The sequence below is a fragment of the Rhizobium sp. 21-4511-3d genome (assembly GCF_053522545.1).
The window spans coordinates 129,918-149,316 of record NZ_JBNWCF010000005.1 but is presented as its reverse complement, the minus strand read 5'-3'; the positions used below and the strand labels follow the sequence as shown (position 1 = coordinate 149,316).

At 63.2% G+C, this 19,399-nt stretch carries 23 protein-coding genes; 7 read left to right on the top strand and 16 right to left on the bottom strand.

Annotated elements, in window-relative coordinates:
• Positions 1 to 138 precede the first annotated feature (138 nt).
• Complete coding sequence (locus tag ACQZ5H_RS13380; RefSeq protein ID WP_449097995.1) at positions 139 to 1,992, top strand: DUF882 domain-containing protein; 1,854 nt, start codon at positions 139 to 141, stop codon at positions 1,990 to 1,992.
• Positions 1,993 to 2,117: 125 nt separating this feature from the next.
• Here ACQZ5H_RS13380 and ACQZ5H_RS13375 read toward each other — a convergent pair whose 3' ends face one another.
• From ACQZ5H_RS13375 to ACQZ5H_RS13365, 3 genes are all read right to left on the bottom strand, one after another.
• Complete coding sequence (locus tag ACQZ5H_RS13375) at positions 2,118 to 2,381, bottom strand: DUF2312 domain-containing protein (protein ID WP_007527482.1); 264 nt, start codon at positions 2,379 to 2,381, stop codon at positions 2,118 to 2,120.
• A 135-nt stretch (positions 2,382 to 2,516) separates the two neighbouring features.
• Positions 2,517 to 2,777 (bottom strand): DUF1244 domain-containing protein, encoded by a 261-nt coding sequence (locus tag ACQZ5H_RS13370; RefSeq protein WP_449097994.1) that lies wholly within the window; start codon positions 2,775 to 2,777, stop codon positions 2,517 to 2,519.
• Between the two features lie 11 nt (positions 2,778 to 2,788).
• Complete coding sequence (locus ACQZ5H_RS13365) at positions 2,789 to 3,580, bottom strand: N-formylglutamate amidohydrolase (protein ID WP_449098100.1); 792 nt, start codon at positions 3,578 to 3,580, stop codon at positions 2,789 to 2,791.
• A 219-nt stretch (positions 3,581 to 3,799) separates the two neighbouring features.
• Between ACQZ5H_RS13365 and ACQZ5H_RS13360 the strand changes: the two genes are divergently transcribed.
• From ACQZ5H_RS13360 to ACQZ5H_RS13350, 3 genes are all read left to right on the top strand, one after another.
• Complete coding sequence (locus ACQZ5H_RS13360) at positions 3,800 to 4,270, top strand: DUF1036 domain-containing protein (RefSeq protein ID WP_112385515.1); 471 nt, start codon at positions 3,800 to 3,802, stop codon at positions 4,268 to 4,270.
• On the top strand, positions 4,270 to 5,709 hold the full coding sequence (gene pyk, locus ACQZ5H_RS13355) for a pyruvate kinase (protein ID WP_112719920.1): 1,440 nt from the start codon (positions 4,270 to 4,272) through the stop codon (positions 5,707 to 5,709). The genes ACQZ5H_RS13360 and pyk overlap by 1 nt, the downstream gene beginning before the upstream one ends.
• Positions 5,710 to 5,825: 116 nt before the next feature.
• On the top strand, positions 5,826 to 6,458 hold the full coding sequence (locus ACQZ5H_RS13350) for a LysE family translocator (protein ID WP_449097993.1): 633 nt from the start codon (positions 5,826 to 5,828) through the stop codon (positions 6,456 to 6,458).
• On the opposite strand, the gene ACQZ5H_RS13345 is transcribed toward ACQZ5H_RS13350, so the two are convergent.
• The 3 genes from ACQZ5H_RS13345 to ACQZ5H_RS13335 are packed head-to-tail and all read right to left on the bottom strand — an operon-like array spanning position 6,437 to position 7,829.
• A complete protein-coding gene (locus ACQZ5H_RS13345; protein WP_449097992.1) occupies positions 6,437 to 7,015 on the bottom strand; it encodes a DUF4865 family protein in 579 nt (192 codons plus the stop codon). The genes ACQZ5H_RS13350 and ACQZ5H_RS13345 overlap by 22 nt on opposite strands.
• Positions 7,012 to 7,413 carry a cupin domain-containing protein gene (locus ACQZ5H_RS13340; protein WP_449097991.1) on the bottom strand — a complete coding sequence of 134 codons (402 nt, stop codon included), beginning with the start codon at positions 7,411 to 7,413 and terminating at the stop codon, positions 7,012 to 7,014. The genes ACQZ5H_RS13345 and ACQZ5H_RS13340 overlap by 4 nt, the downstream gene beginning before the upstream one ends.
• The gene (locus tag ACQZ5H_RS13335) at positions 7,410 to 7,829 is read right to left on the bottom strand and encodes a tautomerase family protein (protein WP_449097990.1); all 420 of its coding nucleotides are present in this window, start codon (positions 7,827 to 7,829) and stop codon (positions 7,410 to 7,412) included. Before ACQZ5H_RS13335 ends, ACQZ5H_RS13340 begins: the two co-directional genes overlap by 4 nt.
• Positions 7,830 to 7,934: 105 nt before the next feature.
• Between ACQZ5H_RS13335 and ACQZ5H_RS13330 the strand changes: the two genes are divergently transcribed.
• Positions 7,935 to 8,852, top strand: coding sequence for a LysR substrate-binding domain-containing protein (locus ACQZ5H_RS13330; RefSeq protein ID WP_449097989.1), 918 nt, complete (start codon positions 7,935 to 7,937; stop codon positions 8,850 to 8,852).
• Here ACQZ5H_RS13330 and ACQZ5H_RS13325 read toward each other — a convergent pair.
• Entirely contained in the window at positions 8,849 to 9,793 is a 945-nt protein-coding gene (locus ACQZ5H_RS13325) for a GlxA family transcriptional regulator (protein WP_449097988.1), read from the bottom strand. The two genes, ACQZ5H_RS13330 and ACQZ5H_RS13325, sit on opposite strands and share 4 nt — an antisense overlap.
• 118 nt (positions 9,794 to 9,911) lie before the next feature.
• Here ACQZ5H_RS13325 and ACQZ5H_RS13320 point away from each other — a divergent pair, with 118 nt between their 5' ends.
• Positions 9,912 to 10,706 (top strand): SDR family NAD(P)-dependent oxidoreductase, encoded by a 795-nt coding sequence (locus ACQZ5H_RS13320; protein ID WP_449097987.1) that lies wholly within the window; start codon positions 9,912 to 9,914, stop codon positions 10,704 to 10,706.
• 1 nt (position 10,707) lies between these two features.
• Here the strand turns inward: ACQZ5H_RS13320 and ACQZ5H_RS13315 are convergent, their stop codons facing one another.
• Both ACQZ5H_RS13315 and ACQZ5H_RS13310 read right to left on the bottom strand, forming a co-directional pair.
• Positions 10,708 to 11,682: a threonine ammonia-lyase gene (locus tag ACQZ5H_RS13315; RefSeq protein WP_449097986.1), complete on the bottom strand. Its 975-nt coding sequence runs from the start codon at positions 11,680 to 11,682 to the stop codon at positions 10,708 to 10,710.
• Positions 11,683 to 11,754: 72 nt separating this feature from the next.
• Positions 11,755 to 12,816 (bottom strand): helix-turn-helix domain-containing protein, encoded by a 1,062-nt coding sequence (locus ACQZ5H_RS13310; RefSeq protein ID WP_449097985.1) that lies wholly within the window; start codon positions 12,814 to 12,816, stop codon positions 11,755 to 11,757.
• 156 nt (positions 12,817 to 12,972) lie between these two features.
• Between ACQZ5H_RS13310 and ACQZ5H_RS13305 the strand changes: the two genes are divergently transcribed.
• Positions 12,973 to 13,680, top strand: a complete 708-nt coding sequence (locus ACQZ5H_RS13305) for a hypothetical protein (protein WP_449097984.1) — start codon at positions 12,973 to 12,975, stop codon at positions 13,678 to 13,680.
• Here ACQZ5H_RS13305 and ggt read toward each other — a convergent pair whose 3' ends face one another.
• The 7 genes from ggt to ACQZ5H_RS13270 all read right to left on the bottom strand — a co-directional run bounded on the left by ggt (position 13,681) and on the right by ACQZ5H_RS13270 (position 19,349).
• On the bottom strand, positions 13,681 to 15,423 hold the full coding sequence (gene ggt / locus ACQZ5H_RS13300; RefSeq protein WP_449097983.1) for a gamma-glutamyltransferase: 1,743 nt from the start codon (positions 15,421 to 15,423) through the stop codon (positions 13,681 to 13,683).
• A gap of 64 nt (positions 15,424 to 15,487) precedes the next feature.
• A complete protein-coding gene (locus ACQZ5H_RS13295) occupies positions 15,488 to 16,501 on the bottom strand; it encodes an alpha/beta fold hydrolase (RefSeq protein WP_449097982.1) in 1,014 nt (337 codons plus the stop codon).
• 62 nt (positions 16,502 to 16,563) lie between these two features.
• Positions 16,564 to 17,178, bottom strand: a complete 615-nt coding sequence (locus ACQZ5H_RS13290) for a hypothetical protein (protein WP_449097981.1) — start codon at positions 17,176 to 17,178, stop codon at positions 16,564 to 16,566.
• A gap of 111 nt (positions 17,179 to 17,289) precedes the next feature.
• Positions 17,290 to 17,415, bottom strand: coding sequence for a type B 50S ribosomal protein L36 (gene ykgO, locus ACQZ5H_RS13285; protein ID WP_003582204.1), 126 nt, complete (start codon positions 17,413 to 17,415; stop codon positions 17,290 to 17,292).
• Between the two features lie 154 nt (positions 17,416 to 17,569).
• Positions 17,570 to 18,634: a 5-(carboxyamino)imidazole ribonucleotide synthase gene (locus ACQZ5H_RS13280; protein ID WP_449097980.1), complete on the bottom strand. Its 1,065-nt coding sequence runs from the start codon at positions 18,632 to 18,634 to the stop codon at positions 17,570 to 17,572.
• Positions 18,631 to 19,125, bottom strand: coding sequence for a 5-(carboxyamino)imidazole ribonucleotide mutase (gene purE / locus ACQZ5H_RS13275; RefSeq protein ID WP_112719906.1), 495 nt, complete (start codon positions 19,123 to 19,125; stop codon positions 18,631 to 18,633). The genes ACQZ5H_RS13280 and purE overlap by 4 nt, the downstream gene beginning before the upstream one ends.
• 20 nt (positions 19,126 to 19,145) lie before the next feature.
• Positions 19,146 to 19,349 (bottom strand): YdcH family protein, encoded by a 204-nt coding sequence (locus ACQZ5H_RS13270; protein ID WP_130282062.1) that lies wholly within the window; start codon positions 19,347 to 19,349, stop codon positions 19,146 to 19,148.
• Between the last annotated feature and the right edge of the window lie 50 nt (positions 19,350 to 19,399).

The window sequence follows — 19,399 nt, the reverse complement described above, 5'->3', positions numbered from 1 at the left end:
TTTATAAACCACTTGTTAGTCGATCGTTGACTATGTAAAGAAAAGGTTGATCGTGTGTGGCATTTTTGCCATCGTGTCACCGCATTTGACAGTCATTGGGACAGCCGGACTATTAGGGCAGTCTGACGGGGATTGAGTTTGCCGGATTTGAATGAGCATACCAAGCCTTCGCGCTTGAGCTGGCGTGCACGTTGCGCCAACGTTAGCGGAAAGGCGGTTAGGACGGCGATGGCCGCCCTTCTCGCGCTCGCGGTGTCCTCACCGGTATTCGTCGGCACGCCGTCCGAGGCGGCGGGGGAAACCCGCAGCCTGAAGCTCTATTTCATTCATACGGGTGAAAAGGCAGTCATCACTTACAAACGCAACGGCAAGTTCGATCCGAAGGGTCTTGAGCAGCTGAACCGATTCCTCCGCGACTGGCGCAAGAACCAGCCGACGAAGATGGACCCGCATCTGTTCGACCTGATCTGGGAAGTCTATCGCCAGAGTGGCTCGAAGGACTACATCAACGTCGTCTGCGGTTTCCGTTCGCCCGGTACCAACGCCATGCTGAAGGCGCGTTCGCGCAATTCCGGCGTCGCCGAAAAGAGCCAGCACATGCTCGGCAAGGCGATGGACTTCTTCATTCCCGACGTGAAGCTCGCAACGCTGCGCGCCATCGGCATGAAGATGCAGGTCGGCGGCGTCGGTTTCTATCCGAAGTCCGGTTCGCCCTTCGTGCACATGGATGTCGGCGGCGTTCGCGCCTGGCCGCGCATGAGCCGCGACGAGCTGGTCCGGCTTTTCCCGAACGGCAACACCCTGCATATCCCGGCTGACGGCACGCCGCTTCCGGGCTACCAGCAGGCACTCGCCGACTACAAGCGCCGCGTCAATTCCGACACGCTCGTTGCTGCCGTTGGCGGCGATAACCTTGCTTCGTCCAAGAAGCCGAAGACGCTGTTTGCGGCGCTGTTCGGCGGTGGTGCGGACGAGGAAGAGGATAGCTCGGACGATTCGGCGCCGGTCGCAGTTGCCAAGGCAACGCCGACGAAGCCGGAAGCTCCGGCTGCCGCGGTTGAGCCTGCCGCGCCGGAAGACGTTCAGGTGGCTGCGGTCAACGCGCCGGTTCCGCAGGTTCGTCCGGCCTTTGCCGGCCAGCTCGGCGGTGGCGAAGTTGCCAATGCGATGCTGCCTGCCAATTCCGGCAATGCTGCCCAGCAGGCGCTTGCCGCCGCAACGGCGCAGGAAGACCAGCCGCAGCAGTTTGCCGATCTCAGCACCTACCGCGTCCCTGTTCCGGAGCTGCTTGGCCAGCGCCGCGAGCCGGGTGATGCGGAAGTTGCGTCTATCGATCCGTCGATGGCTGTCCCCACTCCGGTCGATCGTCCGGTGGCTGCAGAGAACCTGCTTGCCGCTGCTGCCGACGCTGATCCGGATGCTGCAGGCGACGAGGCCGAGGCGCAGCAGCTTTCGCCTGCCGTTGCCCAGCAGCTCGCCAAGGATGGCGCTGCGGCCAACCAGCAGGTCGCGGCTCTCGCGCCGTCGACCGTCGAGCAGGCGATCAGCGCTGCGATGCCGGGTTCGGCGAAGCCCGCTGAGAAGGCTCCCGTCCAGCTCGCTGCTCTGGCGCCCGCCAAGACCGCAAGTTTTGGTGACAGCTTCGACATGCCGCAGCAGCGCGCCAGCGACGATGTCGCCCCGGTCGCGCCTTCCAAGGGCGGCCGTCCGACCAAGGCCGTTGCCGCTGCCGCCGATGCTGGCCGCGCTTCGATCCGCACCGAGCCGAAGCTGACGCAGAAGATGATCTCGCAGTGGGCGCTGACGAACTCCCGCATGGAAATGGTCACCAAGCCGGTCAAGGCGCCGCGCTTCGTCAGCCAGACGCTCCGCGCCCAGCCGACGGCCGTCTATGCCGAAGGCTTCAACGTCAAGACCGCTTCGATCGATCCCGGCCGCTTCAGCGGTACCGCCGTCAACTTCATGGAAGTGAAGAAGTTCAACACGAACTGACCGGTTTCAAGTTCAATGAAAAGCCGCTGGAGCGATCCGGCGGCTTTTTTGTTTGGGTTCTGTCACGGCAATAAAAAAGCCGCCGAGGCGCGGGGCCTGGCGGCTTTCGAAGCGAATATCTGGGATCAGCCTTCCGGCGGAGCCTCGATCATGCCGAGCGCGTGCAGGTAGGTGTCGAGGATCGCATCTTCTTCCATGCGTTCCTGCTCGTCCTTCTTGCGCAGAGCGACGACCTTCTTGAGGATCTTGGTATCGAAGCCCATGCCCTTGGCTTCGCCGTAGACATCCTTGATGTCGTCGGCAATGGTCTTCTTTTCTTCTTCCAGGCGTTCGATACGCTCGACAAAAGCGCGAAGCTGATCGCGGGCGACGCCATGAGCATCAGACATCCGTGTTCTCCTGATTTTTCGGATTGGAATTCGTGGGCAGTGACTGCCGTGAAGCGGCGCCGCGGTCAAGTCCCTTCGGCAGCGATGATGTTATTTGTGGGGATTGTTTTCGGCAAAAGCCGTCTTCTGTGCTTCCTATGCCTCGTTCTGGTGGATGTTCTTCCACTCGTCATAGGGCATGCCATAGACGATCTCGCGGGACTGGTCCTTGGTGACAGGCACACCGTTTTCCTCGGCCGCCTCGCGGTACCAGTTCGACAGGCAGTTGCGGCAGAAGCCGGCGAGGTTCATGAGATCGATGTTCTGGACGTCGGTGCGCTCACGCAGATGGGCGACCAGCCGGCGGAAGGCGGCTGCCTCGAATTCGATCTGCTGTTCCTTCGTCAGTTCCGTCATCGTCTCCTCCTTCATGCGTAGGGGCCGGTGCGCGAGGGATGCACCTTGTATTCGTGCAGCGTCGGATCGGCATTCATCGCCGCAAAGACCGGCGCCAGCCGTTCGGCCCATTCGGCAATCCCGGCCTCGTCGCCGATCAGATCCTGGCGGACCTCGAGGAGCGCGTGGGGGATGCCCGTCACCATGCAGTGCTGGTACATGGTATCGCCCTTGAGCGCGCCGTCATAGGGCTCGTTGTCGCCGACTATCAGATCGGGATCGCGGCGCAGCATGTCAAGCAGCGGGCCGACGGCGCGGTGATCGCTATCCCAGAGCACGGCGGCGTGCCAGGGGCGGGGAACGCCCTTCCACGCCGGCGTATAGGAATGCAGCGAGAGGACCAGCGGCGCCTTGCCGGTGGCGCTGGCGACCTTGGCGATCTCCATCGCTACGGCATCATGATAGGGGCGATGGAAGCGCTCGATGCGGCCCTGCCATTCGGCCTTGGAGATCGGGTGATTGCCGGGAATGATCGCGCCGTCGGAGATCTTCATGATCAGCGTCGGGTCGTCTTCGCCGCGGTTCGGGTCGATCAGCAGGCGGGAGAAGCCGCCGAGAACGGCGGGTACGCCGAGCCTTGCCGACAGGCTGCGCACCAGGCCCTCGATGCCGATGTCGTAGGCGATGTGGCGGGCGAAGGCGGTCTCCGGCAGGCCGAGCTTTCCGTAGCTTTCGGGTAGCCGGTTCATGGCGTGATCGCCGAGGATCACCATGCCGCTGTCATGTTTGCCGGGTAGGATTTCGAAGGGTTGGAAGTCTTCCATCAGCGAATGGCCATTCGTCATTTCGGGCGAGGGGTCACTGATCGCATGCACGTGCCGGAGGTTCAAGCCGGATCATCGCGCATCTGCGGCAACGCGATGGTCACAAGCAGGTTATGAAAGGAATATAATCGATTAGCATCGCGTTGACATTCGCCGGATGGCGGCGCAAGAAGGCACGGGAAAACGAATAACCGTGGGAGCAAATCGGAAGCCGTGTTGATGCAAGCCGCACCAAGTTTCCTCACCCGGTCCGGGCCGCTTGCCCGCCTCGCATTGTTCGCATTCGCAGCCATGATGCCATTCTTCGCCGCAAACGCGGCCCGCGCGGACTTCCGCGTCTGCAATGGCACGCAAAATCTGGTCGGGGTCGCCATCGGCTATCGTGCCAAGGATGGCTGGATTACCGAAGGCTGGTGGCAGGTCCCGGCAACGACCTGCGCGACGCTGATCGAAGGAGAGCTGCAGTCGCGATACTATTACCTCTACGCAGAAGATGCCGCCCGGGGAGGCCGTTGGACGGGCGATGTGCAGATGTGCGTAGCGGAAAACGAGTTCAAGATCACGGGCGTCAATGACTGCTATGCCCGTGGCTATCAGAAGATGGGGTTCAAGGAATATGATACGGGCCGCCAGGGCAGCTGGATGGTCCAACTTTCCGATACGCCCGGAACGCAAGAAAGCCCGAATTGATGAAGCGTAACCGCAAAGTAAAAATCCTCGCAACGCTCGGCCCCGCCTCCAGCGAAGAAGCGATGATCGAGAAGCTGCACCAGGCCGGTGCCGACGTTTTCCGCATCAACATGAGTCATGCGAGCCATGACCTGATGCGCACGCTGGTCCAGCGTATCCGCTCGGTCGAAGCGCGCTCCGGCCGCCCGATCGGTATTCTCGCCGACCTGCAGGGCCCGAAGCTTCGCGTCGGCAAATTCGCCGATACCAAAGTTGACCTGAAACCCGGCCAGACGTTCACGCTCGATAACAACGAAGCCCCCGGCGATGCCACCCGCGTCTTCCTGCCGCATCCTGAAATCCTGGAATCGGTGCAGCCGGGCCATCGCCTGCTGATCGACGACGGCAAACTCGCCCTGCGCGCTGAGAAGTGCGACGGCAAGAGCATCGTCACCACCGTCATTTCCGGCACCAAGATTTCCGACCGCAAGGGCGTCAGCCTTCCCGATACGCTGCTCACCGTCGGCGTTCTGACGGACAAGGACCGCGTCGATCTCGACGCCGTGCTGGCGACCGACGATGTCGACTGGGTCGCGCTTTCCTTCGTGCAGCGCCCGGAAGATCTCGCCGAAGTGCGCAAGATCGCCAAGGGCCGCGTCGGCATCATGTCGAAGATCGAGAAGCCGCAGGCAATCGAGCGCATCGAAGAGATCATCGAGCTTTCGGACGCGCTGATGGTTGCCCGTGGCGACCTCGGCGTCGAAATGCCGCTCGAAGCCGTTCCCGGTATCCAGAAGCAGCTGATCCGCGCCTGCCGCCGTTCGGGCAAGCCGGTGGTCGTTGCTACGCAGATGCTGGAATCGATGATTACCGCTCCGGTTCCGACCCGCGCTGAAGTCTCCGACGTCGCGACCGCCGTGTTCGAAGGTGCGGATGCCGTCATGCTGTCGGCCGAATCCGCTTCCGGTGACTATCCGGTCGAGGCAGTCGCGACCATGGCGTCGATCGCCAGCGCCATCGAGCGCGAGCCGCACTATCCGGGCATCATCTACGCCCAGCGCGCCCAGCCTGAGGCAACCGGTGCCGACGCGATCTCGCTCGCAGCGCGCCAGATTGCCGAAACGCTGAAGCTCTCGGCCATCGTCTGTTATACCTCGTCGGGCACGACCGGCCTGCGCGCCTCGCGCGAGCGCCCGCAGGTTCCGATCCTGGCGCTGTCGCCGATCATCAAGACGGCCCGCCGTCTGGCGATCGTCTGGGGCCTGCACTGCGTCGTCACCCATGACGCGACCGACCTCGACGACATGGTCAACCGCGCCTGCCGCATCGTCGCCGACGAAGGCTTCGGCAAGCCGGGCGACCGCATCATCATCTCGGCCGGCGTTCCGCTCGGCACGCCGGGCGCGACCAACATGATCCGCATCGCCTATATCGGCTCCGACGGCCGCAGCGGCATCTGATAAGTTCGAGGCTTGATCTCGATAGCCCGCCGGGAAACCGGCGGGTTTTTCTTTTGCCGTAATCTTGAAAGCACGATGGCGACATGCGAGCCTCCGGAAAAATCCGGGAGGTGGATATGGACGCCGTTACAATTCTCGCCTTTGCCGCAGTTTCTTTCGTTGGGATTGCGACGCCTGGGCCGACGGTCCTGCTGGCGCTCAACAACGGCTCGCGGTACGGCGTCAGGCGGGCGATTCCCGGCATGCTGGGCGCCGTGTTTTCGGATTTCGTCCTGATTTGGGCGGTTGCCGTTGGTCTCGGTGCTTTGCTTGCCGCGTCGGAATTCTGGTTCTCCGTGCTGAAATATTGCGGTGCGGCCTATCTCGCCTTTCTCGGCGTCATGCTGCTGCGATCGAAGGGATCTCTCGATGTCGCGCTCGCGGAGCAGGGCGGCGAATCCCGGTCAGCGATTGCTATCGGGCTGAAGAGCTTCATGGTGGCTGTTACCAATCCGAAGGGCTACCTGTTCTTTTCCGCCTTTCTGCCGCAGTTTATCGATCCCACATCGCCACAGGCATCACAGTACCTGCTGCTTGCGCTCGTCTTCTCCGCGCTCGATTTCGTCATCATGTTCGGCTACGCGGTGTTCGGTTCGCAAGCGGCGCGCTTTCTCAAGACGAGCGGTGCCATATGGCTTGAGCGCGCCTGCGGGGGCGCGCTCCTGGCTCTTGCGGGGTCGCTCGCGTTTTACCGCCGGGCAACGGCCTGAGAGGCGGCTGGCAGCGACATGTGCCCGACGCGGTAGATCTGGCCGTCGCCTGATATCAACGGCATATCCGCGTAGAGCATGAAGCGGATGAGCGACCACGATCTGGCTTCGAAGCCGGAAATCGAGGCCAGCGCATCGCGCTTGCGGCCCATTTGCCTTGCACGCTCGGTCTCTTCCGAGCGGAGAGCCGTGAGATCGGCGTGCGGCTCGATCGGGCGACGCTCGGCGGTCGCGAACTTGGCATTGCAGAGATCAGCCGCCGCTTCGGCGTGCCACACCATCCACTGGTCGATGCCTGGCCGGCCGAAAGATTGCGTCAGCGCCTGGAAGCCCGGGCCGGTGATGAAGTTGCTCGCGCCCTCCGGCTGTTCCCAGAGGTAGAAGGGGGCGTAGAGATTTTCCTGGCCGCCGAATTCGCCTCTCCTGGCGCTGAGATAGGCCTTGAAGGCGAGATGCGGAAAGCCGTCGGTGCCCGGGCCGCGCTCGCGCATGCGGCGGTCGATGATGCCCATGTCGTAGTCGGCGGGCAGGGTGAAGCTGTATTGCATGGCGATCATGACGATATCTCCACGGGTTCCAGCCAGTCGACGAAGCGCTCCCCATCGGTTGCCTGGATGCTGACATAGCTGAAGGGCGCATCCTCGGCCGCGCCATGCCAGTGTTTTTCGCCAGCCGCAAACCACACGGCGTCGCCGGGCCTGATTTCCTCGACCGGGCCGCCGTCGCGCTGCGCCCGTCCTATGCCCGAGAGGGCATAGAGCAGTTGTCCGCGGGGATGCGTGTGCCAGTTGGTGATTGTGCCGGGATCAAGCGTGGCGCGCATCGCCGCATTCTCTCCGGCGGCACTGCCTTCCAGCAGCGCCTCCACCCAGAAAGGCTCGGATGCGATGCCATCGGGGGAGCGCACGGCGCCTCCCGGACGGCGGATCGTCATGGCCGTGGGATTGCCGCTCATGACGGCTCTCCCATGGCGCGGGCACGCCAGTTGTCGTCGGCCATCTGCACCACGCCGTCGCCGAAGGACCATTCATCGGGCTGCGAGCTGACGATGGTGATCATGATGTCTTCCTTGCGCAGACCCGGCGCCTCGCCCAGCAGTTCGGCGGCGCGCTTGAAGAAGGCTTTGCGCGTCTCCGTGCTGCGGGGGCGTCCGGCGCGGATGGCAAACAGGACGAAATCGTCGGAGCGGGGTCCGGCCAGATAGTTGCGGTCGAAGATCAGCTCGCCGGGTTCATGCTGCTGGATCTCATGGAACCGATCGGCCGGGGGCACGTCGAAGGCCTCGACGAGGGCGCGGTGGATGCCATCGGAGAGGGCGCGCAGATATTCCGGCGACTTGCCTTTGAGGAGAGAAATGCGAACGAAGGGCATGGGAGCCTCCTTGTTTGAAATCTTGACAGGAGGACCATCGCACGGCAAATTAATCCATAAAATCAGAATATATCGAACGTATGATCCTGAAAAATGGGATTGATGATGCGCAAGACAAATTTCGATCTGGATGTTCTCCGCACCTTCGTGACCGGCATGGAGCTCGGCAGTTTCGCCAAGGCGTCCGGGCGTCTCGGCCGCTCGACATCGGCCGTCAGCGCGCAACTGAAGAAGCTGGAGGAACAGGCGGGAACGCCGATCTTCCGGAAGTCCGGCCGCGGGCTGGCGCTGACCGATGCCGGGGAGACGATGCTTGCCTATTCCCGGCGGCTCTTGGAGCTGAACGATGAGGCGGTGGCGGCGATCCAGAGCGTCGAGCTCGAAGGCTGGGTGCGGCTCGGCCTGCAGGAGGATTTCGGCGAGACCGTCTTGCCGGAGGTGCTCGGCCGTTTTGCCAGGGCGCATCCGAAAGTCCGGATCGAGGCGCGCGTGGTGCGCAATGCCGAACTGATCGAGCGGGTGACGACCGGCAAGCTCGATCTGGCGCTTGCCTGGAGCAACGGCAATGCGACGGCGCATTGCGAGATGGTGGGCGAGGTGCCGATGCTGTGGGTTGGACCGGCTTCGGGGCCGCAGGGCTGGACAGTCGAAAGCGGCGAGCCACTGCCGCTGGCTTCGCTCGAAGCGCCCTGCCTGCTGAGGACAGCGGCAATCGATGCGCTCGACCGGGCCAACATTCCCTGGCGGCTTTCCTTCGTCAGCCCAAGCCTCGGCGGCCTCTGGGCGGCGACGGCGGCAGGGCTCGGCATCACCATCCGCACGCCGCTCGGTCTCCCTGCTAAGGTTAAGCCGGTTTCGCCTGAAGCTGCCGGTTTGCCCGCTCTGCCGTCGCTCGGCTTGATGCTGCATCGCGCCGAGGCGGATCCGGATGCGGCAACCGCGCGGCTGTCATCGATCGTGCTGCAGGCAGCACAGGAAGCGCTTGCCGGTCTCTCGCCGCAACAGATGCTGCTGCGCGCCTAGGCGACCAGTTCGCTCTGGGCGTTGCGGCGGATGACGGCCGGCGGCTGGCCGAAGGCGCGCAGGAAGGCGCGGCGCATCCGCTCGCGGTCGGCAAAGCCGGTCTCGCGCGCCACGACATCGATCGGGTGCCGGCCCTGTTCCATCATCAGCCGCGCCGCTTCCAGCCGCAGGTTCTCCACGGCCTTTGCCGGGGACTGGCCGGTCTCGGAGCGGAAGGTGCGGCTGAACTGGCGTGGGCTCAGATGCGCGGCGTCGGCGAGCTCCTCGACGGAGAGCGTGCTCGTCAGATTGCTTCTGGCATAAGTGAGCGCCTTCTGGATGCGGTCCGATTTCGGCTCGAGATCCAGGAGCGTCGAGAATTGCGACTGGCCACCGGCGCGGCGGTGGTAGACGACCAGCTTGCGGGCAACGGCGCGGGCGACGTCGGCGCCATGATCGTTCTCGACCATCGCCAAAGCCAGATCGAGACCGGCAGTCATGCCGGCCGAAGTCCAGATCGAGCCATCGACGATGAAGATGCGGTCTTCATCGAGCTTGATGGCGGGATAGCGGGATTTCAGCTCGCGGGCGAGATGCCAGTGGGTGGTGACCCTGCGGCCGTCGAGGACACCGGCATCGGCCAGCAGAAAGGCGGCCGTGCAGATCGAAGCGAGCCGCCGCGAGGCATCTGCCGCCTTACGAATGAACGCGGCCTCGCCCGCGGTCGGCAGGCGGATATCGGGCGCGCCGGAAACGATCAGCGTATCAAAGGCAGGATCAGTGAAGGCTTCTGTATGGATGATCATGCTCAGCGAGCTCGGCACCGGACCGCCGGTTTCCGAGACATAGCGGATTTCGTAGGCCTGCTCGCCAAGCTGGATATTGGCGAACTCGAAAGCCGAGACCGCGGCGAGGCTCATGATCTGGAAGCCGGGATAGACAAGAAAGCCGATGCGCTGCATGGCCGAAAACTCCGTTTGTCCTAAAAGGTGGTTTATATGACATTCAGGACATCGGCAATTCCTCGTAAAACATCCCTCAAGCGATGGCACCCGCCAAAGCAATTGAAGGAGAAAGACCATGAGCGATTTGAACAAGGGCATCGCGCTCGTCACCGGCGCGTCATCAGGCATCGGCGCGATCTATGCCGACAGGCTTGCCAAGCGCGGCTACGATCTCATTCTGGTGGCGCGCAATGGCGAACGCCTCTCGGCGCTCGCGAGCCGCATCGGCGCTGAGACCGGCCGCAAGGTCGAGACTGTCGTTGCCGATCTCGGCGCGCAGGCTGATCTTGCCAAGGTGGAAGCTGTGCTGAAGGGCGACCGCAACATCACGCTCTTGGTCAACAATGCCGGTGTCGGCGGCACGGCGCCGCTGCTTTCGGCCGATGTCGACAAGATGCAGCAGATGATCGACCTGAACGTCACCGCGCTGATGCGGTTGACCTATGCCGCAGTGCCGGGCTTCGTTGCCCGCGGCGGCGGCGCGATCATCAATATCGCCTCGATCGTGGCAATCGCGCCGGAGATCCTCAACGGCGTTTATGGTGGCACGAAAGCCTTCGTGCTGGCCTTCAGCCAGTCGCTGAAGCATGAGCTGACGGACAAGAATATCCGCGTTCAGGCCGTTCTGCCGGGCGCCACCGCGACGGAATTCTGGAGCATTGCCGGGATGCCGGTCGAACACCTGCCGGGCGAAATCGTCATGTCCGCCGAAGCGATGGTCGATGCCTCGCTCAAGGGCTTCGACCAGGGCGAGTTCGCGACCATCCCGGCGCTCGAAGACTCAGCGCTGTTGCAGGCCCATGAAGATGCGCGGCAGGCAATGATGCCGCACCTCTCGCGCTCCGTGCCTGCAGCCCGATACGGCGTCTGAGTTAGCCGAAGCGCTCCAGCGCCGTCGCGAAGACATCGGTATCGACATTGCCGCCCGAGGTGATGGCGATGACGGTGTCACTCTCCAATGCCTTGCCGTGGAACAGTGCCGCGGCAAGAGCCACTGCGCCGCCCGGCTCGACGATGATCTTGAGCCGCTTGAAGGCGAGCGCCATGGCGCGGAGTGCCTCTTCATCGGTGACGACGATGCCGGCGCCGGCGAGGCGCTTCAGGATCGGGAAGGTGATTTTGCCGGGCTCGGGCGTAATGATCGCATCGCAAATCGAGCCGGTCATCGCGGCATTGCGCTTGATTTCGCCTGACGCCAGCGAGCGGGCGAAGTCGTCGAATTTTTCCGGCTCGCAGGTGCGGACCGTGAAGGACGGCGCGCTGGCTTCCAGCGCCAGAGCGACGCCGGAGCTGAGACCGCCGCCACCGCAGGGGATCAGCACTTCTGCTGTCTTGATGCCTTCTTCTTCCGCCTGCTCGGCGATCTCGAGACCGGTCGTGCCCTGTCCGGCGATGACCAGCGGTTCGTCGAAGGGTTTGACCAGCGTCAGGCCGCGCTCGGCGGAGAGGCGGTCGCCGATCGCGTCGCGGTCTTCCTTGGCGCGGTCGTAGAGCACCACTTCGGCGCCGAAGGCGCGGGTGTTGTCGATCTTCAGCTTCGGTGCGTCCGAGGGCATGATGATGACCGAGGGAACGCCGTGCAGCTTGGCGGCAAGGGCCACGCCCTGGGCATGGTTGCCGGAGGAGAAGGCGATGACGCCGCGCTTGCGGACATCTGGCTCCAGCCCCGATACCGCCGACCAGCCGCCGCGGAACTTGAAGGAACCGGTATGCTGCAGACATTCGGCCTTCACGAAGACCCGCCGCCCGGCCATTTCATCGAGGAACGGCGAGGAGAGCAGCGGCGTGCGCCTGGCATGCCCGCGCAGGCGGGCACGGGCGGCAACGATCATTTCAATGGATGCCATGGGATGTTCTTTCGGCTGATGTGCTGCGCCATGAATAGAATGTGACAAAGCCGTTGTGAACGGCGGTTTTTGTCACGGTGACACGAATGCCGGGGCGCGGCTTGGGCTCGCCGCCGTTCCGGCCTGCTCGCGCCGCCGGTATTCGGTTGGGCTCGCGCCTGTTACCCGCAGGAATTCGCGATTGAAGTTAGACTTGCTGATGAAGCCCGCCTCAAACATCACGCTGGTGACCGGCAGCTCGGTGCGGAGGAGCTGATCGCATGCGGAGCGGATGCGGAACTCGTTGACATATTGCGAAACGCTCATGCCGTGGATGCGGTTGACCGCCGTCGAGACACTGCGGGCCGGCAGGCCGAGCTTGCGGGCGATGCGGTTCAGATTGAGTTCGGGATCGCGGTAGACCTGCCTGGTCTCCATCAGGCTGTCGAGATGGGCAGCAACGGCGCCATCCTCCTCGGTCGGCAGGCTGGGCGGGGGTGGCGCTTCGGTTACCGGCTGCTCCGGCTGGCTTGTTCCGGCAGCGGCCGCCGCGCTGCCGAGGATCAGCAGCACAATGACATTGCCGAGCGCCACGATCCGCCCGGCATGGGCGCCGCCGGTATTGTCGAAATCCAGGCTGATGAAGACGTCGCTGAGCGCAGAGGCGATCAAGGCGACGGCCGTTACCATAAGGGAGCGATGGGAAAGGAAGGCGCCGTCGAGCCGCGAGGCGACGAGGCCGTCGGCGCCGCTGCGCGAGATCCAGAGCAGGCTGAGGCCGTAGCCGAGAAAGATCAGGATCAGGCTCAGACCGACGATATCGCGCCAAAAGGCGAAGGCGAGCGCCACGCCGATCGCCGGCAGGAGATGCGGCCATTGGCGCTTCAGCGGACGCGGCGTCTCAAGTGTCAGGTCGGCGAAGCTGGCGAAGGAAAGCGGTGCGACGAGTGCCGCCAGCACCGCCTGAAACGGCATGATGGCGAGCGTGTCATAGCCCCAGCGAAAGCCGATGAGGACGGATTGCAGGGCATAGGCAGCGATCAGCGCCAGAAACAGCCGGCGGCCGGGCGCATTCCATTCCTCCGTCCGCAGCATCCTGACGAGCAGGATGAGCAACAGCAGTGCGACGACGAAGGGTAGCGGCACGAAAATCATGGTCGGCGTCCGGATGATTGCCTTGAGGATATGAGCACGAGAATGGCCTCGATCGCAATTGCGGGCGACCCGAAACACGATCTAGGTCTCCGGAAAATTGCGGGAATTGCACCTTGGTCTCGCCGGATCTGCCGGCCTCACTCAAGGAGCAAACCGATGAGCCTCATCCTTTCCATTCCGCTTTTCTTCATGACCCTGCTGTCGGCCTTCGGCGGCTCGATCACGCCGGGCGAGACATTCGATATCACCGCGATTCGCTCGATCGTCATCCGTGGCGATTCCAGCTCGATCCGGATCACCACGGATGCCGGAAGGCCCTATGAGGCCGTGACGACGGGGCGGCGCATCGGCTGGTTCTCGTCCTGGTATTCGAACTGGTTCTTCAATGCCTGCAAGGATGAGAGCCGGGTGCAGATCGACGGGACGTCGATGACGATCGATGTCGCGATTTCGGCCTGGAGCGATATCGGCGATTGTGCGCCTGATGTCTCGGCGAACGTACCGGCGGGGGCTTCCGTTAAGATCGACCAGCATGCCTTCATGGCGCGGCTCGACGGCAATTTCTCGAGCTTTCGCACATCGGGCAATGCCGCCGATATTAGCCTCGACGGTCATGCGTCGGAGGTCGATATTTCCGGCACTGCTGTGCGGGCGAACCTCACCTATGCGTCCATCGCCAGGAACGAAAAGATCGGCATCGAGGCGACCTCGCTCGATGCCACGCTTGGGTTCGGTGCGGACGTGCCGGTCGATTACACGGTTACGGCCAAGGCATCGCTTGTCGATGCCGAGAAGCCGAGCGTGCCGGGTGCCAAACCGCAGGTGACGATCCGGGGCGATTATGTCCGCGCCCGGATCCGCTGATCAGTAACCCTTGGCAGCGCCCTCGACGGCGCGGCTGTCCATGGCGCCGTAATAGCGTGCGCCGCCGCCCTTTTCGATATGGGCAAGGCTCTTGCCGCCGACGAGGATGCCGGCTGCCTGGCCCCAGACCGGCGCGTCATTGCCGCCGTCGAATGTGTAGCCCATGGCGGCGAGCGTCTTTTCCGTGTCCGGCGAAAGCGCGTAGGGCTCGAGGAAGACCTTGTCCGGCTGCCACTGGTGGTGGATGCGCGGGGCGTTGACGGCCTGGCTGATATCCATGCCGAAATCGATGACGTTGAGGATCGCTTCCAGCGTGATGGTGATGATGCGCGAGCCGCCGGGGCTGCCGATCACCATAAAGGGCTTGCCGTCCTTGGAGATGATCGTCGGGCTCATCGAGGAGAGCGGCGTCTTCTTCGGCGCGATGGCGTTTGCCTCGCCCTGCACGAGGCCGTAGAGGTTCGGCACACCGGGCTTGGAGGTGAAGTCGTCCATCTCGTTGTTGAGCAGGATGCCGGTGCCGGGTGCGACGACGCCGGCGCCGAAGGAGCCGTTCAGCGTATAGGTGACGGCGACCGCATTGCCCTCGTCGTCGATGATCGAATAATGCGTCGTCTCGGTGCTTTCCTTGCCGCCGAGCGGCTTCAGGTCGGCCGACTTGCCGGCCTTGTAGGGATCGATCTTTTCACGGATCTCGGTGGCATAGCCCTTGTCGAGCAGCTTGCTCACCGGGTTGTCGACGAAGTCGGGGTCGCCGAGCGCGGCGTTGCGGTCGACATAGGCGTAGCGCATGGCTTCCACCATGGCATGCACCGTTTCGGCCGAGCCATAGCCGAGATAGGAGAGCGGGTAGCCTTCGAGGACGTTGAGAATCTCGCAGATGATGACGCCGCCGGATGAGGGCGGGGGCGAGGAGACGATGTCGTAGCCGCGGTAATTGCACTCGATCGGCTTCAGCTCGCGGACGGAATATTGCTCGAAATCCTCCTCGGCGAGAATGCCGCCCTTCGACTGGCTGGCCTTGACGATCGCTTCGGCGGGCTCGCCCTTGTAGAAGGCGTCGGGGCCCTTCTCGGAGATTGCCTGGAGTACGGTACCGAGCTCCGGCTGAACAAGCTTTTCACCGGCGGCCAGCGGCTTGCCGTCCTTCAGGAAGATCTTGGCGGCAGCTTCGTCCTTGGCGAGGCGCTTGGCGCTGTCGGCGAGGATCGCGGCATCGCCCTGCTCGAATGTGAAGCCATCCTTGGCGAAGGCGATGGCAGGTGCGAGAAGATCGGCACGCGATTTGGTGCCGTATTTCTCGCGGGCGGTCTCGAAGCCCATGACAGAGCCCGGCACGCCGACGGCGAGATAGCCATCCAGGCTGGCGCGCGGCACGATATCGCCCTTGGCGTCGAGATACATGGTCTTCGTGGCGGCAAGCGGCGCGCGCTCGCGGAAATCGAGGAAGGCGGTCTTGCCGTCCTTCATGCGGATGGTCATGAAGCCGCCGCCGCCGATATTGCCGGCGGTCGGATAGACGACGGCGAGTGCATAGCCGACGGCGACTGCGGCATCGACGGCATTGCCGCCGTTCTTCAGAACCTCGACGCCGACATCTGTCGCCAGATGCTGGGCGGTCACCACCATGCCATGCTGCCCTTCGACGGGCGCGGGCGAGGCGGCGAAACTGGTGGAAAGCGGGCTGAGAGAGAAGGCGAAAGCGGTGAAAAGCGAAATGGTTCGGGCCTGAAGCCGGTCCATGAGATCCCCTCCAAAAGATAAATTATCGAGTGGATATGGTTCGGCTTTTTGCCGGTGCAAGGTTTCAGGCGGCAACTGCCGCTATCTCTCCGGCAAGGCGCGCTTCCGCCGCGCGTGCGGCGGCCTGCAGATCGCGCGAAAGACCGGCGATCTTTTCGAGCGCGGCGATCGCCACATCGGTCGCGAGATAATCCGGCTTGTGGCCGACGCCGCGGATCTTCACCAGCTCGGAGCCAGCGATATCGCGGGCAAGGCCCTGCGAATGAAGATGCTCCCAGACGATATCGTCGCTGTCTCCTGTTATGATAACCGTCGGCGCGGCAATCTCGGGGTAGCGGTGCGATTCCGCCTCAAGATAGGCATGGAGACGGGTGAAGTCGGCGGCGTTGTTGTAGAAGGTATCGGGACGCAGCACGAGAGACGGGCCGGTGCTGGCGATATAGTCCGATGGCCTGAGGTTCGGGCGGAATACGTTCAGCGTGCCCTGTTCGAGACGCCGCATACCCATCGGCACGACGAGGGCGTGATTGAACAGCCAGCCGAGAACGGGTGCCGTCGCGACGTGATAATACCAGTCGATACCGCCGGGCCATGGATGGGTGGCAGGCGCCAGAAACAACAGGCCCGCCGTCTTTTCCGGATGATGGACGCCGAAGGCGGCGGCAATGGCGCCGCCGAAGGAATGGCCGACGATGATCGCCTTCTCGATCCCGCGCTTTTCCATCAGCCGGGCGATCGCAGCGGCCTGGCCGGAGGGGATGGCGTTTTCAGGTCCGCCGCGTTCGGAATAGCCGTGACCCGGCCGGTCGACGAAGAGCATTTCGGCGCGGCCCTGCAGCGGACGCAGGAAGGCGCCGGTCTGGTCGAGCAGATTGCCGCTGGCGCCGTGAATGAAGACGACGGGCGGCAGGTCGGCGGCCTCCGGGCGCGGGATATGCAGCGAGTTCAGGCGATAGCCGCCGACATCGATGAGTTCACCGACATTGGGATAGGCGCGTTCGAACTGGCGGGCCTTGTAGGAACTGTAACCGATCGCGGCGGCAATGGGGGCGAGGAGGGCGGAAACTTCGGCAAGCATGGTCGGACCGGGAGGGTGTATCACTTATCCCTAAGATTGGGTGCGGCGCGCCGCCGTCAAGATCAGGTCCGGCTGCCTGCGAGTTTTTCCGAGAGGGTGTTCACCTGCTCCTGCGCCGTGCGGTTGGCGGGGAAGACGTCGAGGAAGCGCTCCCAGGCCTTCAGCGTCAGCTGATCGTTGCCGGTGTCGTTGAGGATGGCCGCCATGCCCGACAGCGCGCCGAAATGGCGGGGGTCGAGTTCCAGCACATGCTCGATATCGGACATCGACTTGCGATAGTTGCCGGAAGCGTAGTTCAGCGTGGCGCGGCGGTTCCAGCTTTCGGCATAGGTCGGCTTCAGCGCGATTGCCTCGTCGAGGAAGTCGAGGGCGGCGGCGCTGCGCTTGTCCTCGATCGCCTTGTCGGCCCATTGCATCAGGAGATTGACGGTGGCGCTGCCGGAATCGTTCCATTCCGTGCGGATTTCCTGGGCGATACCGTTCGCCTTCTCGGGATCACGCTCACGCTTCAGCTGGGCGTAGAGATTGTCGAGGCGTTGCTTGGGGGAGGCATTGGCATCCGGCTGCTCGACAATAACGTCCTTTTCCGCAGCGGCGGCAGGAGCGATTGGAGCGAGGAGACCAAGGGTCAGCGGCAGGGCCGCGGAGAGCAAAGCAAAAAAGCGCATGGCGGACAATGTAGCCCGCCAACGCACAAGATCAAAGAAAATTTGACGTGATCACCGTAGCGACCCACCGGAAAGCATGGCAGCGGCACGAATGCCGCCCAGATGCTCCGGAACGCTAGATCAGCCCTGACGAGCCTTGTAGCGCGGGTTCAGCTTGTTGATGATGTAGATGCGGCCCTTGCGGCGAACCAGACGGTTGTCACGGTGACGAGCCTTGAGCGACTTGAGCGAATTCTTGATCTTCATTTTTCTGATCCGCGATCTCTGGGGGGAATTTCACATTCGCCCGTATCTTTAAACATTCAAAAGCGCGCTCGTGGCGCGCCTTTAGGTTGGGCAGGCAGATAACCCGATGGCATTCCTGTGTCAACCACATGAAGGCCTTTTATCCGGCAAAATCCTAGGTTTTCGCCGTCAGCACCGTCACGTGGCCCATCTTGCGGCCCGGCCGGGACTCGGTCTTGCCATAGAGATGGACGAGGGCATCCTTGCGCTTCAGCCAGTCCGGAACGGTCAGGATGTCGTCGCCGATCAGGTTCTGCATCACGCAGTCCGAATGGCGCCCGGCATCGCCGAGCGGCAGGCCGCCGACAGCGCGAATGTGCTGCTCGAACTGGGAAACCACGCAGGCGGCCTCCGTCCAATGGCCGGAATTGTGGACGCGCGGCGCCATCTCGTTGGCAATCAGGCCGCCATCCGCCAGCACGAAGAACTCGATGCCGATGACGCCGACATAGCCGAGCGAGGAGAGAATCTTTTCGGCGGCGTTGCGGGCAGCCTCGGCGGTGGCGTCCGAAATCGATGCCGGGATTGTCGAGGTATGGAGGATGCCATTCCTGTGGACATTCTCAGCCGGATCGAAGGCAACGACGGTGCCGTCGGTCGAGCGGGCGGCAATGATCGAGACCTCACGCTCGAAGGCGACGAAGCTTTCGAGAATCAGCGGCACGCTGCCGAGCGCGGCATAGGCGCCCTCGGCGCTATCGGCCGGCGAGCGGAATACCTTCTGCCCCTTGCCGTCGTAGCCGAGGCGGCGGGTCTTGAGCACGCCCTGCCCACCAAAATCCTTGAGTGCGGCTTCCAGGCCTTCCTGGCTGTCGACGGCATGGAATTTCGCGGTCGGGATGCCGCAGTCATTGATGAAGCGCTTTTCGACCAGACGGTCCTGCGCCGCTTCGAGAGCCTTCGGCGGCGGATAGACCGGAACGCTTGCGGCGAGCGTTGCGGCGGCAGCAACGGGCACGTTCTCGAATTCGTAGGTAACGACGTCGCAGAGCCTGGCGAGCTCGGCAAGCGCTGCCGGGTCGTCATAAGCGGCGGTGATCTGGCGGTTGGCCACCTGGGCGGCCGGAGAATCGGCCTGCGGCTCCAGAATGATCGTGCGGAAATTCAGCCTAGCTGCCGCCATGGCAAGCATGCGGCCAAGCTGGCCGCCGCCAATGATGCCGATCGTCTTTGCAGTCATCTGTCGTCCATCGGGTATTCGGCGATCGCGCCGCTCTGGCGTTCGCGCCATTCGTCGAGCCTGTCGGCGATATCTTCATCGGAAAGGGCGAGAACCGCGGCTGCGAGGAGCGCCGCGTTGATGGCGCCCGCCTTGCCGATTGCCAGCGTTCCGACGGGAATGCCGCCCGGCATCTGCACGATCGAGAGAAGGCTGTCCTGGCCGGACATGGTCTTCGACTGAACCGGGACGCCGAAGACCGGGAGCGGTGTGAAGGCGGCCGTCATGCCCGGAAGGTGGGCTGCGCCACCGGCGCCGGCGATGATCACCTTGAAGCCTTCGTCACGCGCGTTCTTGGCGAAGTTGACCATCCGATCCGGCGTGCGGTGCGCAGAGATGATGCGCGCCTCGTAGGGAATTTCGAGCGCCTCGAGCGTGTCGGCGGCGTTCTTCATGGTTTCCCAGTCGGATTGGCTGCCCATGATGATGGCAACGGGTGGTCTGTCTGTCATCGTCAACGGCACGTTCCCCTTCAGGCGATGATATCCGGGATAATCTGATCCTCGATCTTCGTCAGCTTGTCCTTGATCACAAGCTTCTTCTTCTTCATGCGCTGTACGCGCAGAGCATCGCAGCCGGTAGCAATCATGGCGTTGATCGCGGCGTCATAATCCTCGTGCTCCTGCCGCAGCCGAGCTGCTATGAGCCTGATTTCCGCCTGTTCCTGATCGGCCATTTGCATTCCCCATTACCGTCCTCGGACCTTGTCCGTTCTGCCGATGATTT